This window comes from Stenotrophomonas sp. 109824_Sma (assembly GCF_056480025.1).
Genome location: NZ_CM151078.1, coordinates 3,505,779 through 3,520,299, shown reverse-complemented (window position 1 = coordinate 3,520,299; position 14,521 = coordinate 3,505,779). Strand labels below are relative to the sequence as shown.

12 protein-coding genes are annotated in these 14,521 nt (G+C 66.5%); 4 read left to right on the top strand and 8 right to left on the bottom strand.

Annotation, left to right across the window (positions count from 1 at the left end):
- Positions 1–185 precede the first annotated feature (185 nt).
- The 3 genes from ACZK1G_RS16680 to ACZK1G_RS16670 form a co-directional block, all read right to left on the bottom strand.
- Entirely contained in the window at positions 186–1,835 is a 1,650-nt protein-coding gene (locus ACZK1G_RS16680) for a phosphoethanolamine transferase (RefSeq protein WP_101765916.1), read from the bottom strand.
- Positions 1,832–2,584 carry a phosphatase PAP2 family protein gene (locus ACZK1G_RS16675; RefSeq protein ID WP_101765915.1) on the bottom strand — a complete coding sequence of 251 codons (753 nt, stop codon included), beginning with the start codon at positions 2,582–2,584 and terminating at the stop codon, positions 1,832–1,834. The genes ACZK1G_RS16680 and ACZK1G_RS16675 overlap by 4 nt, the downstream gene beginning before the upstream one ends.
- A 111-nt stretch (positions 2,585–2,695) precedes the next feature.
- Positions 2,696–4,399, bottom strand: coding sequence for an ArnT family glycosyltransferase (locus ACZK1G_RS16670; RefSeq protein WP_101765914.1), 1,704 nt, complete (start codon positions 4,397–4,399; stop codon positions 2,696–2,698).
- 131 nt (positions 4,400–4,530) lie between these two features.
- On the opposite strand from ACZK1G_RS16670, the gene ACZK1G_RS16665 reads away from it, so the two are divergent.
- The 3 genes from ACZK1G_RS16665 (at position 4,531) to ACZK1G_RS16655 (ending at position 7,889) form a co-directional block, all read left to right on the top strand.
- Positions 4,531–5,244: a response regulator transcription factor gene (locus ACZK1G_RS16665; protein WP_101765913.1), complete on the top strand. Its 714-nt coding sequence runs from the start codon at positions 4,531–4,533 to the stop codon at positions 5,242–5,244.
- Positions 5,231–6,517 (top strand): sensor histidine kinase, encoded by a 1,287-nt coding sequence (locus ACZK1G_RS16660; RefSeq protein ID WP_049443039.1) that lies wholly within the window; start codon positions 5,231–5,233, stop codon positions 6,515–6,517. Before ACZK1G_RS16665 ends, ACZK1G_RS16660 begins: the two co-directional genes overlap by 14 nt.
- A 121-nt stretch (positions 6,518–6,638) precedes the next feature.
- On the top strand, positions 6,639–7,889 hold the full coding sequence (locus ACZK1G_RS16655; RefSeq protein ID WP_101765912.1) for a DUF819 family protein: 1,251 nt from the start codon (positions 6,639–6,641) through the stop codon (positions 7,887–7,889).
- Positions 7,890–8,093: 204 nt separating this feature from the next.
- Here the strand turns inward: ACZK1G_RS16655 and ACZK1G_RS16650 are convergent, their stop codons facing one another.
- Positions 8,094–8,318: a YbdD/YjiX family protein gene (locus tag ACZK1G_RS16650; protein WP_005410613.1), complete on the bottom strand. Its 225-nt coding sequence runs from the start codon at positions 8,316–8,318 to the stop codon at positions 8,094–8,096.
- Entirely contained in the window at positions 8,318–10,399 is a 2,082-nt protein-coding gene (locus ACZK1G_RS16645; RefSeq protein WP_049401342.1) for a carbon starvation CstA family protein, read from the bottom strand. Before ACZK1G_RS16645 ends, ACZK1G_RS16650 begins: the two co-directional genes overlap by 1 nt.
- A 215-nt stretch (positions 10,400–10,614) precedes the next feature.
- Between ACZK1G_RS16645 and ACZK1G_RS16640 the strand changes: the two genes are divergently transcribed.
- Positions 10,615–11,466, top strand: a complete 852-nt coding sequence (locus ACZK1G_RS16640; RefSeq protein WP_014038096.1) for a pirin family protein — start codon at positions 10,615–10,617, stop codon at positions 11,464–11,466.
- A 131-nt stretch (positions 11,467–11,597) separates the two neighbouring features.
- Here ACZK1G_RS16640 and ACZK1G_RS16635 read toward each other — a convergent pair whose 3' ends face one another.
- The 3 genes from ACZK1G_RS16635 to ACZK1G_RS16625 form a co-directional block, all read right to left on the bottom strand.
- Complete coding sequence (locus ACZK1G_RS16635) at positions 11,598–12,056, bottom strand: hypothetical protein (protein WP_049443041.1); 459 nt, start codon at positions 12,054–12,056, stop codon at positions 11,598–11,600.
- A 197-nt stretch (positions 12,057–12,253) separates the two neighbouring features.
- A complete protein-coding gene (gene aqpZ, locus ACZK1G_RS16630; RefSeq protein WP_049443042.1) occupies positions 12,254–12,973 on the bottom strand; it encodes an aquaporin Z in 720 nt (239 codons plus the stop codon).
- Between the two features lie 120 nt (positions 12,974–13,093).
- Positions 13,094–13,957 (bottom strand): pirin family protein, encoded by an 864-nt coding sequence (locus ACZK1G_RS16625; protein ID WP_049443043.1) that lies wholly within the window; start codon positions 13,955–13,957, stop codon positions 13,094–13,096.
- Positions 13,958–14,521: the final 564 nt, after the last annotated feature.

Sequence of the window (14,521 nt, the reverse complement as noted above, 5' to 3'; positions counted from 1 at the left end):
GTCCGGTGGCGGGGGCGTGAGCCGCATGGATGCGGCGACCGAGCCTACATGGACGTATTCACGGCGTCCCCCGCAACCGGACCCACCCCGCCATCCCTCGGAATGCACGCTGTTGCTGTTGCTTCGGCCGTTGCGGTTGCAGTTGCCTTTGCAGGTGCAGGGCTGCAAGCCCTGCCGAACAACCCTCAGCCTTCGCAGCTGGCGAACACGTCGCGGTCGCGCTCGTACAGCGAGGTCTTCACCTGCATCAGGCCCAGCACCGACGGGAACAGGTTGTCATGGTCGGTGTAGGCCGCCGAACGCTTGCGCACGCACTGCAGGTCCAGCCCGCGGCTGCTGGCGAAGCCCGGCGAGAACCACATCGTCATCGGTACCCGGGTCTGCTCGGCCGGGGCGATGGCGTAGGGCACGCCATGCAGGAACAGGCCCTTCTCGCCCAGCGACTCGCCGTGGTCGGACAGGTAGATCATCGCCGTGTCGTAGTCCTGCATGCCCTGCAGCGTGCCGATGGTCCTGGTCAGGAAGTGATCGGTGTACAGCACGGCGTTGTCGTAACTGTTGGTGATCTCCTCGCGCGAGCAACGGCCGATGTCACGGGTATCGCAGGTCGGGGTGAAGCGGCGGAACGCGGGCGGATAGCGCTCGAAGTAGGCCGGGCCGTGGTTGCCCAGCTGGTGCAGCACCACCACCCGGTCACCGGTCCTGGCACGTACCTGGGTGGCCAGGTCCTGCAGCAGGATCTCATCCATGCAGCGGCCATCGGCACACAGGCCCGGTGTGGTGGCATCGGACAGCGACTGGAAGTCCAGGCCTTCGCACACGCCCTTGCAGCCGGACTGGTTGTCACGCCACAACGGCGCGATGCCGGCGCGGTTCAGGACGTGCAGCAGCGACTGGTGCGCGCGGATCTTCTTTTCGTCGTAGTCGTGGCGACCCCATGGCGAGAACAGGCACGGCAGCGAAACCTCGGTGCTGGTGCCGCACGAGTGCATGTCCGGGAAATTGATCACGCTGGCCTGCGCCAGTTCCGGGGTGGTGTTGCGGCCACCGTTGAGCCCCCAGTTCTGCGCGCGCACGGTCTCGCCCATGACGATCACCAGCAGGCGGGGCTTGCTGGCAGGCGCGCGCGGGGTGGCCTTGGCATCGGTGCCGATCGGCAGCTTCGGCGCGCGCTGCACCGGGTTGTCACCGCGCAGTGCACGCGGCATGCCCAGCAGCACGTTGGCCGGTGTCGCCAGGTAGCGCACTTCGCGCTGGTTGCGCATCAGTGCCGAGACATCCTGGAACGAGATCAACGCGCCGCCGACGGCAGTCACCGCCGCCACTACCAGGAAGCCCAGCCGCCACAACAGGCTGCGGCCCCAGCTGCGCCGACGCAGCTGCACACGCCACAGCACGATCATCGGCAGCACCGCCAGCAGCAGTACCGGCCACAGCAGTGACACGGTCATCAGCTCGCGGCTTTCCTTGGGGTCGGTCGCCAGCACGTTGCGCAGCATGTCCGCATCCAGGTAGATGTGGTAGCGGCTCATGTAGTGCGCGGCGAATGCGGTTACCAGCAGCAGCAGGCTGATCACCACCTTGGCGTTCCAGCGCCAGACCAGGATGCCCAGCAGCACGCCGTGCGCACCCAGCAGCAACAGCAGCAGCGACAGCGCGTAGCGGAGGCTGCCCGGATGGCTGGCCATCGCGCTGTGCCAGAACAGGCCGTTGCCGGCCACCGCGAAGAACAGGCTGGTCAGTGCGATCAGTGCTTCGGTGGACAGCTGCGGCCGCCAGCGGCGAAGACTCGCCAACGCGGGAAGGCGGGCGGGGCGTTGGACCGATGCACTCATGCGTTTGCCTCCTGGCGGTTGGGACGGTCCAGCTGACGGCGGATCAGGACATACAGGCCGAGCGAAAGCAGCCAACATATCAATGCAGTGGCAACGTCATGCGAAAGGAAATGCGCGCCCCGGAGCTGCTGGCTGATGCCGAACACCAGGCCGGTGCCAAGGCCGATCCACAACCCGGCCCAGCGCCACGACGGGCGCCACAGCAGGGCGAAATAGTACAGGCACAGCCAGGCATAGCCCGCACTGGCGTGGCCGGCCGGGAAGCAGGCCCGAGGGGCCATACCGTCGGGGCGCAGCGTGAACAGCCCGATGAAGGGCTCATGGCCGCCGTAGCGCAGCAGATCCCACGGGCATTCCATCGGCACCAGCGCCTTCAGCAGGGAGATCACGCCGGTGCCCAGTGCCATGGCAATCACGACATAGAGCAACGCCCATCGCAGGGTGCGATCGCGTCCCTTGCGCCAGTGGTGGAAGCACAGCAGGATCGCCACCAGCGCCGCTGCCGTGCTCAGCCATTTGCCCACCTTGTGCACCACCGTGCGGGTGATCCAGGCGTCCTGCAATGCCCAGTGGCCACCTTCAAGGCGGAACAGGTGATCGGCCACCCATTGGTCGCCGCCGAAGCCCATCAGCAGCGTAAACACGGGTAGACCGATTGCGACAGGCAGCCAAAGGTGGGTTACGGCAAATCTTGACGCCAGTGGTGATGTCGCAAGCGGCGCTACCGCATCAATGGGACGAACAGGCATGCTGGGAAGGGGCGGTTCGGGAATCCGCAGTCATGCTCGTCACCTGGATGTCGGAGAAGGGTCGGACGCTCGTTCGTGCCGGGTTAATGTTTGCCCGGGACATGTCAACGTTCAGTCTTCTTCGGCGGTCGATCCTGTCCGCTCGGCGTGGCACTCCGGGTCCCAGGCCGTACCAGGAAGCAGTTGCCAACGATTCCTGTTGGCAATGCCGATGTCGATCACCTTGGCCGGGTCCACGCAGGGGCTCATCGCATCGTCCAGCACCAGCAGCCAGCGCTTGCCCGGTGCCTCGGCCAGCCACGGGCCGGCGTCATGCCACTGCTCGGCCCACGGGCGCTTGAAGCCGAACTCGCGCACCGGCCGATCTGCCTGCAGCAGGTTCTGTTCGCGCCAGGCGACCAGTGCCAGCTCCGCGTCCGGGCCGATCCGCGCGCCCACCCGGCGCATCACCGCCGACGCCGACGCGTACGGATCCAGTGCCGGGATCAGCACCAGTCCGTAGAGCATCCACAGCATGCCGTGGGTCAGCAGCACCAGCGTTGCGGCACGGCGCACCCGCAGCCACACGATCAACGTGGCCAGGGCAATGGCAAAGGTCAGCAGGCCATCCCCCAGCACCGGCAGCAGCGAATCGGGCATCGCCCGCCGTTCCAGCTGCGCCACGGCCCACGGATGCTCGGTCATCAGCATCACGCCGAGCACGCCGGTGGCCAGCATCAGCACCACGCTGTAGCCGAACAGGTAGCGCCGAACGCACAGTCGGCGCAACAGGCCCGGCAACAGCGGGGCCACCGCCAGCGCCATCGCCGGCAGCATCGGCAGCACATAGACCTCGCGCTTGCCGGGGCTGGCACTGAAGAACACCAGCACCAGCAGCGCCCAGCCCAGCAACAGCCACTGCCGGCGGTCGCCACGGCGGATGCGGCGCCACCAGGGTTTGAACAGCATCGGCAGCAACAGGCTGCCCGGCAGCCACAAGGTCAGGATCACCTGCAGGTAGTACCAGACCGGCTGGCGGTGGTGCCAGGCGTTGGCATAGCGGGTGCCGGTCTGCTTGAACAGCAGTTCGTGGGCATAGGACTGCAGGGACGCGCTGGGTTCATGCAGCAATGCCCAGCCCAGCGGGGCAAGCCACACCGCCACGCCCAGCAGGAAGGCCGGGATCAGCCACAGCAGCGTTGCCGGGTGCGGACCGTCCGCGCTGCGCCCGCGGCGGCGCTGGTACAGCCACCAGCCGAACCACGGCAGCACCATCAGCAGCGGCAGGAAACCCACGCCCTTGGTCACCGTGCCGAGGCCAGCGGCGAAACCGGCCAGCCACAGCGCGGGCAGGTTGCGGCGCTCGCACAGGTGGCGCATCAATCCCCACAGGGCTACCGTGGTCATGCCGACCAGCACCATGTCGATCTGCGCGCGCTTGGCCATCAGGCCGAACTGCAGGGTGCAGAACAGCGCCGCCAGGGCGTACAGGGAATGTCGCGGTGACCACAGCCGGCGTGCCAGGTCCGAGACCAGCCACAGGCTGAGCAGGGCGCCCAGCAGCGACGGCAGCAGGAACGACCACTGCCAGCTGCCGACGATCTCGTAGGCGGCCGCCTGCAGCCACATGAAGACCGGCGGTTTCTCCGCGTACAGCTCCACGCCCCGGTGCGGCAACAGCCATTCCCCGCTTTCGACCATGGTGCGGGCCGCCAGTACGAAGCGCGGCTCGTCCGGCGGTTGCGGCTGGCGCAGGCCGATACCGGCCGCCAACGCAGCGATGATCAGCAGCCACAACAGGGGCAGGCGCCAACGGCGGGGCAGGGCTACGGGCACGGCAGGCTCCGGGAGCAAAACGGCCACTCTGACGTGGCAGGGGTAGGAAAGGCGTCGGAGCGGGCGCACGGCGACCGCATTCCGACATGGTCGGCGCTACCATGGTACGAACTTCCGTGGATCTTTCGTGCATGCGTCTGTTGGTGATCGAGGACAACCGCCAGCTGGTGGCCAACCTGTTCGACTATTTCGAGTCGCGCGGGCACGTGCTCGACGTGGCCCCGGATGGCATCACCGGCCTGCACCTGGCCGGCAGCCACCCTTACGATGCGGTGATCCTGGACTGGATGCTGCCGCGCATGGAGGGGCCGGAGGTGCTGCGCCGCCTGCGCGCCGAACACGCGTCGGAGGTGCCGGTGATCATGCTGACCGCGCGCGACGAGCTGCCGGACAAGATCGCCGGCTTCCGTGCCGGCGCTGACGACTACCTGACCAAGCCGTTCGCCCTGCCCGAGCTGGAGGTGCGGCTGGAGGCGCTGCTGCTGCGTGCGCAGGGCCGCAATCCGCGCAAGCGCCTGCAGGTGGGCGACCTGGTGCTGGACCTGGCAACCCTGGAGGCGCAGCGCGGCAGCCAGGTGCTGCATCTGTACCCGGCCTGCCGCAAGCTGCTGGAGGTGCTGATGCGCGCGAGCCCGGGGGCGGTGACCCGCCAGCAGCTGGAATTCGCCCTGTGGGGCGACGAGCCACCGGATGGCGACCTGCTGCGCTCGCATGTCTACGAGCTGCGCCGCAGCGTTGATGGTCCGTTCGCCGACAAGCTGATCCACACCCTGCCGCGGGTCGGTTATCGCCTGGCGGTGACCACGGCCAGCGACGCAACCCGGGAAGACGATGAAGGCGCGTAAGCCGGGCCCGCTGTACCGGCGCGTGGTGTGGTGGTTGCTGGGCTACCTGGCTCTGCTGTCGATTGCCGTGTTCAGCGTCGGCAACTACGTGCATGAACATGCCGAGCACGCCGCCTGGCGCGCGCTGCTCAATTCCGAACTGGACAGCATTGTCGACCACACCGAGCACGAGCCGCATTACCGCTGGCAGGATTCGGACACGCTCAGCCTGTTCCGCTTCGACGAGGGCAACATGCCCGAGAGCGTGCGCACGCTGCATCCCGGGCTGCACGATGGCGTGCCGATCAAGGATCGGCAGACTGCGGTGATGGTGCGTGACACCGGCTCGATGGGGCGGGTGGCGCTGGCGCTGGACATCTCCGATTTCCATGATCTGGAACAGTTCGCCACACGTTGGGTGATGCTGGCCGGGGTGATCATGATCTTCGTCACCGTGCTGATGGCCTCGTTCGGCATGGAGCGGATGGTGCGTCCGTTGAGCCTGCTGGCACAGCACATTGCCGGGCTGCGGCCGGGCGTGCAGGGCCAGCGTATCGAGGTCGATCCGCGCGGCAGCTCAGAGCTGCATACCATCGCCGGTGCGTTGAACGACTACCTGGACCGCAACGAGCAGTTCGTCGAGCGCGAGCGGGTCTTCATCAGCACCGCCAGCCACGAACTGCGCACGCCGATCGCGGTGATGACCGGTGCCGCTGAGCTCGCGCTGGAGCAACCGGGCCTGCCCGAGCGTGCCCGCCAGCAGATGCAGCGGGTGTTGCGCACGGCGCAGAGCGTGGAGCAGCTGATCGAGCTGCTGTTGGTGTTGGCGCGTGATCCGGCGCGCCTGGCTGCGCGTGCCGAGCGCATCGCCCTGGACCAGCTGCTGCCGGAGATCGTCGACGACCATCGCCACCTGCTCGGTGACAAGGACCTGAGCATCGGCATCCAGGCGGCGCCGGTGGATATCGTTGCACCGATGGCGGTGGTGCAGGCGGCGATCGGCAACCTGCTGCGCAATGCCATCGAGAACAGCGGCCGCGGCCATATCGAGCTGCAGCTGGATTCGTCGGCGGTGCTGACCCTGCAGGATCCTGGGCATGGCATGAGCCCGGAGGAGATCGCGGCCATCCACGCGCGCATGGCCCGCGGCGAGCGCGCCGATCGTGGCGGTGGCATCGGCCTGGACCTGATCGCGCGGTTGTGCGAGCACCTCGGCTGGACCCTGCAGCTGCAGCCCTGCGAGCCTCGCGGGACACGCGTCACCCTGGACTTCGGCGCTTCGCGCCCGGCCTGACCGGCGTCCCGACCTGCTTCGCGCTGCGGCATGACCCGGCGTGAAGACAATGTTAATCTCGACCTGCGCCGCTTTAAGCGGCGCTTTTTTTTCTCCGCTCTTTCGATCGACAGAGGATCCCATGCCGACCGAACCCGCTACTGCCCTGATCAGCAACGACATCGTTGGACTGGGCCTGATTGCCGCCACCCTGGCCCTGATCTTCTGGGCTGCCAGTGGTCCGACCCCGTTGTTGAAGAAGATCTTCGCCTGGGTGCCGGCACTGCTGCTGTGCTACTTCATCCCCGCCATCTACAACACCGCCGGTGTCATCGATGGCCACAACACCTCGCTGTACAACCCGGTCGCGCGCGACGTGCTGCTGCCGGCGGCGCTGGTCCTGCTGACGCTTTCGATCGACCTGAAGGGCATCGCCAAGCTCGGCCCGAAACTGCTGATCGTGTTCTGCGCCGGTACCGCCGGCATCATGCTCGGCGCCATCGTGTCGTTCCAGCTGATGAAGCTGATCCATCCAGAAACGGTGGCCGGTGATACCTGGGCCGGCATGGCCGCGCTGGCCGGCAGCTGGATCGGCGGCGGCGCCAACATGGTCGCCATGCGCGAAGTGTTCGGCACCGACGCTACCACCTTTGGCCAGTTCGCGGTGGTCGACGTGGCCTGCGCCAGCCTGTGGATGGCGATCCTGCTGTTCCTGGCCAACCGCGCGCAGCAGATCGATACCCGCAATGGTGCCGATACCCGCGCGATCGACGAGATGAAGGCGCGCATCAGTGCCTACGAGGCTCAGAACGCGCGCATTCCCAGCATGACCGACCTGATGGTGATCGTTGGCGTGGCACTGGGTGGCGTCGGCCTGGCCCACGCCATCGCCGCGCCGCTGTCGGGCTGGTTCAAGGCCAATGTCAGCTGGGCCAGCCAGTTCAGCCTCGACAGCCAGTTCGTCTGGGTGATCCTGCTGTCCACGGCGATGGGCCTGGGCCTGAGCTTCACCCGTGCACGCCGGCTGGAAGCGGCTGGTGCGTCGCGCTTGGGCACGGTGTTCCTGTACTTCCTGATCGCCTGCATCGGCATGCAGATGAACCTGCTGTCGCTGCTGGATCGGCCGTGGCTGTTCCTGCTGGGCGCGATCTGGATGGCCACGCATGTGCTGGTGCTGTGGGTGGTGGCCAAGCTGCTGCGCGCGCCGCTGTTCTTCTTCGCGATCGGTTCGCAGGGCAACATCGGTGCGGCCGCCTCGGCCCCCGTGGTGGCCGCAGCCTTCCATCCGACGCTGGCCCCGGTGGGCGTGCTGCTGGGCACGGTGGGCTATGCCACCGGCACCGGCCTGGCCTACGTCACCGGTTTGATCCTGAAGTGGATGGCCATCGGCTGAGTTCGGACCGCCCTGGCGTCATGCTTCCGTAGATCCACGCCATGCGTGGATGCATTTCATGGGTCTCCATGAACAAGGAAGGGGTCGGATCCGTTTCCCGCAGGAAACGGATCCGACCCCGGATTCAACTCGATATCTGCCAGGTTTCATCCACGCGTGGCGTGGATCTACTCAACGTCACTCGAGAGCTGTTGAACCCGACCCTCAACAGCAGCGGCCGCCGTTGCGCCCGCCGTAACGCGCTTCCTGGCGCTCGCGGAAGAACGTCTTGTAGTCCATCGGCTCCTGGTCCGGGTGCTTTTCCAGCATGTGCCGGACGTAGTTGTCGTAGTCAGGAATGCCACAGCACAGCCGTGCGGTCTGCACCAGGCGCCGCCAGATGCGGCGGTGCGCCTGGTACTGGCCGGCGGGAACCAGTTGCGTACTCATCACAGATCCACCATTTCATGTGGCTTCAGCGCCACGTACGGGGTCTCGCGGTCGGTACGCTGCGGGTTGCGGCGGGCCGCCAGGATGGTCTTGATCGAATACACCAGCACCGCGCCCACCACCAGCAGGAACAGCGCGGTCAGGCCAGTGTTGACGTAGGCGTTGACCACGATCTGCTTCATCTGCGCCACCGATTTGGCCGGTGCGGTGATCGTGTCGCTGGCGAGCGCAGCCTGGAACTTGTGTGCCTGCGCCAGGAAGCCCTGTGCCGGGTTGCTGTCGAAGATCTTGATGAAGCCGGCATAGGTGGTGCAGATCAGCAGCCACACCGCCGGTACCGCGGTGACCCACGCATAGCGGTCACGCTTCATCTTGAACAGCACCACCGTGCCCAGCATCAGCGCGATGCCAGCCAGCATCTGGTTGGAGATGCCGAACAGCGGCCACAGCGTCTGGATGCCACCGAACGGATCGACCACGCCGGTGTAGAGCAGGTAGCCCCACAGCGCCACGCAGCCGGCGGTACCGATGATGTTGGCGGTCCACGATTCGGTCTTCTTCAGGGCTGGCACAAAGTTGCCCAGCAGGTCCTGCAGCATGAAGCGCCCGGCACGGGTACCGGCATCCACCGCGGTCAGGATGAACAGCGCTTCGAACAGGATCGCGAAGTGGTACCAGAACGCCATCATCGCGTCGCTGCCACTGGGAATCGCCTCGTGCAGGATCTGCGCGATGCCCACCGCCAGTGTCGGCGCACCACCGGCGCGGTGCAGGATGGTCGGTTCACCGATCGCCGCCGCAGTCGCGGTCAGCTGTTCGGGCGTGATGGTGAAGCCCCAGGTGTTGGTGATGTAGTGCGCCGCGGAGGCCGCATCGGCACCGATCACCGCCGCCGGGCTGTTCATCGCGAAGTAGATGCCCGGATCGATGATCGAGGCCGCCACCAGCGCCATCACCGCTACGAACGATTCCATCAGCATGCCGCCGTAGCCGATGTAGCGCATGTGCGCTTCATTGGCCAGCAGCTTCGGCGTGGTGCCGGAGGAGATCAGCGCATGGAAACCGGAGACCGCACCGCAGGCGATGGTGATGAACAGGAACGGGAACATGCCGCCCTTCCACACCGGGCCATCGCCGCTGGCGGCGAACTGGGTCAGTGCCGGCATCTTCAGCTCCGGCATCACCACCAGGATGCCGATGGCCAGCGCGATGATGGTGCCGATCTTGAGGAAGGTCGACAGGTAATCACGCGGGGCCAGCAGCAGCCACACCGGCAGCACCGAGGCGACGAAGCCGTAGCCGATCAACATCCAGGTGATCTGGGTGCCGGTGAAGGTGAACGCCGGGCCCCACACCGGGTCGGCGGCGACCTTGCCGCCGTACCAGATCGCAGCCAGCAGCAGGATCAGGCCGACCACCGAGATCTCGCCGATCTTGCCGGGGCGGATGTAGCGCATGTACACGCCCATCAGGATCGCGATGGGCATCGTCGCGATCACCGTGAACATGCCCCACGGGCTTTCGGCCAGTGCCTTGACCACCACCATCGCCAGCACCGCCAGGATGATGATCATGATCAGGAACGCACCGAACAGGGCGATGGTGCCGGGCACCTGGCCCATCTCCTCGCGGACGAGGTCACCCAGCGAGCGGCCGTTGCGGCGGCTGGACAGGAACAGCACCATGAAGTCCTGTACTGCACCTGCCAGTACCACACCCACCACCAGCCACAGCAGGCCGGGCAGGTAGCCCATCTGCGCGGCCAGGACCGGGCCGACCAGCGGACCGGCACCGGCAATGGCGGCGAAGTGGTGGCCGAACAACACGTGCTTGTTGGTCGGCACGTAATCCAGGCCATCGTTGTTGATCACCGCCGGGGTGGCCCGGGTCGGATCCAGCTGCATCACCTTGTTGGCGATGAACAGGCTGTAGAAGCGATAGGCGACGAGGTACAGCGACACCGCTGCGACGACGATCCACAGGGCATTGATGTGTTCGCCGCGGCGCAGCGCCACGGTGCCCAGACAGAACGCGCCGAGCAGGGCGAGTACCGCCCAGCCCAGTTTGGAAAACCCTTTCATGAGGTGCTCTCTCCCGGAAAGACAGTCAAAGAGTCCTGCTTGCCCACGACAGGGTCAATTGGCACAGGACGAATCTGCGGTAGTACTTTGGTCGTACGGCGGTTGCGCTGACGTGCAGCGAACATCAGGGATGGAACAATCGGTTGCGGTGCCATCCATTGGCGTACGGCCATGTGGCGTCCATCTTCACTGGCATCCATCCAACAGGAGTCGCCATGAGCTTTCCCGAACCGGTCCGCGTGCTGCGGACCATCCGTGGCATGCCCACCTCCGACGGTGCCGGCGTGCGCCTGACCCGCGTCATCGGCGGCCCCACGCTGCCCGACCTGGACCCGTTCCTGCTGCTTGATGAGTTCGGTACCGACCGCGCCGAGGACTACATCGCAGGCTTCCCGGAGCATCCGCACCGTGGCTTCGAGACCGTTACCTACATGCTCGACGGACGCATGCGGCATCGCGACAACCACGGCAACGAAGGCCTGCTGACCCCGGGCAGCGTGCAGTGGATGACCGCCGGCCGCGGCCTGGTGCATTCGGAGATGCCCGAGCAGGAAAGCGGGCAGATGCGCGGCTTCCAGCTGTGGGTGAACCTGCCGGCGAAGGAGAAGATGACCGAGCCGAAGTACCAGGAGTTCGCGCCCGAGCGCATTCCCGTGGTGCAGCCGGACGCCGGCGTGGAAGTGAAGGTGATCGCCGGCACGGTCGACGGCACCCGCGGCCCGATCGTCCAGCCGGCCACCGAGCCGCTCTATCTGGACATCACGCTGGCGCCCGACCGGGCCTGGACCTACACGCTGCCGGAAGGCCACAACGCCTTCGCCTATGTCTTCGAAGGTGCGCTGACGGTGGGTGAGCAGGATGCCGCGCGCGATGTCGCGCGCCAGGAACTGGCGGTGCTGGGCGGCGGCGAACAGCTGCATGTTTCGGCCGGCGGCGAAGGCGCGCGGCTGATCCTTGTAGCAGGCCGTCCGCTGCGTGAGCCGGTGATGCGCCACGGCCCGTTCGTGATGAACACGCGGCAGGAACTGATGCAGGCCTTCGTTGATTTCCAGGAAGGCAAGTTCTGAGGTAGTGCCGGCCGCTGGCCGGCAGCAGCCTCGGACGAAGGCGGATCGGTGTGCCGGCCAGCGGCCGGCACTACCGTCGGATCGGCGGGTCGCGTTGCGGGGACGCTGCCAGGCAGTCATCCCCATCACCGTCAGCGCCCGGCGGCCACGGCCGACGGGGTCAGGCTCATGCCCTGCGCCAGTTGTTGCAGTGAGCCCAGCTCCTGCGCGCTGTCCGGATACAGCGAAATCTGCGCGTAACGCCCTTTGTCGATCTTGACCACGCTGATGCGCCGTTCGGCATACCCCGGCGGTTGCTGGCCGCCCAGGTCGGGCTGGTACCAGTACAGTGATTCACCGCCGAAACTGCCTTTTTCCTGGCGCAGCGAGCGGCTCAGCGGAATGGCGGGATCACGCGCGCTGAGCATGAGGCTCAGCACTTCGCGGCCATCCGTGGTGCTGGCGCGGCAGACCAGGAAATCGGCCTGCACCTGCTGCTGCCACTGCAGGCCACTGCTGGCTGGCAGCGAAGGACATTCGGACGGCGCCTGCGCGGCGGCCTGGGCCGCGGCGAACAGCAGGCTCGACAACATGACAGGCACGAACTTCATGCATCCCCCAAGGTGATGAGTTGTTTGGCTCCGCCAGCAGGGCCGGCGGCCATGGCATCCCATCCCCGGATGCCGCCCCATCCGGCATGTGCACGGACGGTCAACTCAACCTTAACGGAACGTGAGCGATCGCACAATTCGCGGTTACAGAAGTAACCATTGCGGCCGACGGTCGGCCGCAATGGGTGCCGCGTGGATCAGCGGTCGCTGCCGATCCACTTGTAGATGATGCCGCCGATCGCGCCGCCCAGCAGCGGGGCGACCCAGAACAGCCACAGCTGGCTGACCGCGCCACTGCCGGCGAAGAAGGCTACGGCGGTGGAGCGGGCCGGGTTCACCGAGGTGTTGGTGACCGGAATGCTGATCAGGTGGATCAGGGTCAGCGACAGGCCGATCGCCAGCGGGGCGAAACCGGCCGGTGCCTTGCCGTGGGTGGAACCCATGATCACGATCAGGAACACCGCGGTCAGCACCACTTCGCACAGGAAGGCGGCCGCCACGCTGTAGCCGCCGGGCGACAGCGCGCCATAGCCATTGCTGGCGAACGCACCGGCCTGGCTGCCATCGATGGCGAAGCCGCTGGCGCCGGAGGCGATCTGCAGCAGGATGAAGCCGGCCAGCAGGCCGCCGGCGACCTGGGCGATGATGTACGGCACCAGGTCCTTGGTCGGGAAACGACCACCGGCCCACAGCCCGACGCTGACCGCCGGATTGAAGTGTGCGCCGGAGATATGGCCGAAAGCATAGGCGCCGGTCACCACGGTCAGGCCGAAGGCGAGCGCCACGCCGAGGAAGCCGATACCCAGCGGATTGCCGTCGCCACCGAACTTGGCGGCCAGCACCGCACTGCCACAGCCACCCAGAACCAGCCAGAACGTGCCGAGGAACTCGGCGGACAAGCGTTTACCCATGCTCATGTGTTGCACTCCTTTGACGTCGAAAGTGTGATTTATGTCACATTTCAATGATCAGCGGGTGACTGTAGCGTCAACGCCAGGTGCAGGGATACACCTTCGGATGTGTGCAACACGCGATGTTCAGTACTGCGGCAGCGGGATGAACTCCTTGTCGTCGCCCGGGATGGTGCCGAAGCGGCCGGCTTCCCAATCGTGCTTGGCCTGCTCGATGCGCTCCTTCGAGCTGGACACGAAGTTCCACCACAGGTGGCGTGGGCCATCCAGCGGCTCGCCACCGAACAGCATCGCCTTCACCGGCGTCTTCGCACGCAGGCGGCCACGTGCGCCGGCTTCGGGGATGACCAGGTGCTGTGCGGGGATGTCCACGCCATCGAGCTGCGCCTCGCCTTCGAGGATGTACAACGCGCGCTCTCGGTGCCCGTCGTCGATATCGATCTCCGCCTCCGGGTCGAGATCGATCGCCACATTGAGCGTGTCGGCGAACACCTTCACCGGCGATTCCTCGCCATAGGCGCGGCCGGCGATCACCCGCAGCCAGGCGCCGTTGCGGCGCTGCTCGGGCAGGGTGGCAGCGGCGTGGTGGTAGAACGCCGGCTCGATTTCCTCGTGCGACTTCGGCAGCGCGACCCAGGTCTGCATGCCGTGGATGGGGTTGTCATGGTCGCGGTCCGGCTGCGGCGTGCGCTCGGAATGGGCGATGCCGCGGCCGGCGGTCATCCAGTTGACGTCACCGGGACGGATCACCTGATCCGAACCCAGCGTGTCGCGGTGGCCGATCGCGCCCGACCACAGATAGGTGACGGTGGCCAGGCCGATATGCGGATGCGGGCGCACGTCGATGGCGGTGCCGGGGTGCATGAGTGCCGGGCCCATCTGGTCGACGAACACGAACGAGCCGATGCTGCGCGCCTGCAGGGTGGGTACGGCGCGACGGACTTCGAGGCCGCCGATGTCGTGCACGCGCGGGGCGATGATGGTGGTCATGCGGGCGTTCTCGCTGGCAGGGATCAGGTGATCAGCATCGCATGCAGCTGTGACGGGGACATGCCCCGTATGGGTAACAGGTTGTTCCAGCCAACGGCGCAGCCCCTCGTGGCTGGTTGCTTGGTCGTGTAAAGCAAAAGCCGCGCTTGGCCGGGCGGGGTGGGTTCGCGGGGGACGCCGTGAATCCGTCCCTGGAGGCTTGGCCGCGGCATCCATGCCGCGGACACCCCCGCGAACCCACCCCGCCCGGCCTCTGACAGTTTCCGTGTGCGTCCAGCCACGGAGAAGAAGAAAGAAAATCAAAATCAAACGCCGGTCGCTTCGCTCCTGGTGGTGACCAAGGTAGCCACCCACCAGTTCGTAGTGATCCACACCGGAATCGAGATTAACCGACCGTCACCGGGAAACTGTCAGGGGTGGGGCGGTGTGGGCAGGCAGGACCGTTGGCGCCATGGATGGCGCCATCGAGCCCCCATGGACGGGTTTACGGCGTGTCCTGCCTGCCCACACCGCCCCGCCCAACAAACAGAAAAGCCAGAGCCGGCTGTTGCTCCGGCTCTGGCT

Coding starts and splice junctions, on each gene's coding strand:
- ACZK1G_RS16680 (WP_101765916.1), bottom strand. CDS start 1,835: ATGAGTGCATCGGTCCAACGCCCCGCCCGCCTTCCCGCGTTGGCGAGT.
- ACZK1G_RS16675 (WP_101765915.1), bottom strand. CDS start 2,584: ATGCCTGTTCGTCCCATTGATGCGGTAGCGCCGCTTGCGACATCACCA.
- ACZK1G_RS16665 (WP_101765913.1), top strand. CDS start 4,531: ATGCGTCTGTTGGTGATCGAGGACAACCGCCAGCTGGTGGCCAACCTG.
- ACZK1G_RS16660 (WP_049443039.1), top strand. CDS start 5,231: ATGAAGGCGCGTAAGCCGGGCCCGCTGTACCGGCGCGTGGTGTGGTGG.
- ACZK1G_RS16655 (WP_101765912.1), top strand. CDS start 6,639: ATGCCGACCGAACCCGCTACTGCCCTGATCAGCAACGACATCGTTGGA.
- ACZK1G_RS16650 (WP_005410613.1), bottom strand. CDS start 8,318: ATGAGTACGCAACTGGTTCCCGCCGGCCAGTACCAGGCGCACCGCCGC.
- ACZK1G_RS16645 (WP_049401342.1), bottom strand. CDS start 10,399: ATGAAAGGGTTTTCCAAACTGGGCTGGGCGGTACTCGCCCTGCTCGGC.
- ACZK1G_RS16640 (WP_014038096.1), top strand. CDS start 10,615: ATGAGCTTTCCCGAACCGGTCCGCGTGCTGCGGACCATCCGTGGCATG.
- ACZK1G_RS16635 (WP_049443041.1), bottom strand. CDS start 12,056: ATGAAGTTCGTGCCTGTCATGTTGTCGAGCCTGCTGTTCGCCGCGGCC.
- aqpZ (WP_049443042.1), bottom strand. CDS start 12,973: ATGAGCATGGGTAAACGCTTGTCCGCCGAGTTCCTCGGCACGTTCTGG.
- ACZK1G_RS16625 (WP_049443043.1), bottom strand. CDS start 13,957: ATGACCACCATCATCGCCCCGCGCGTGCACGACATCGGCGGCCTCGAA.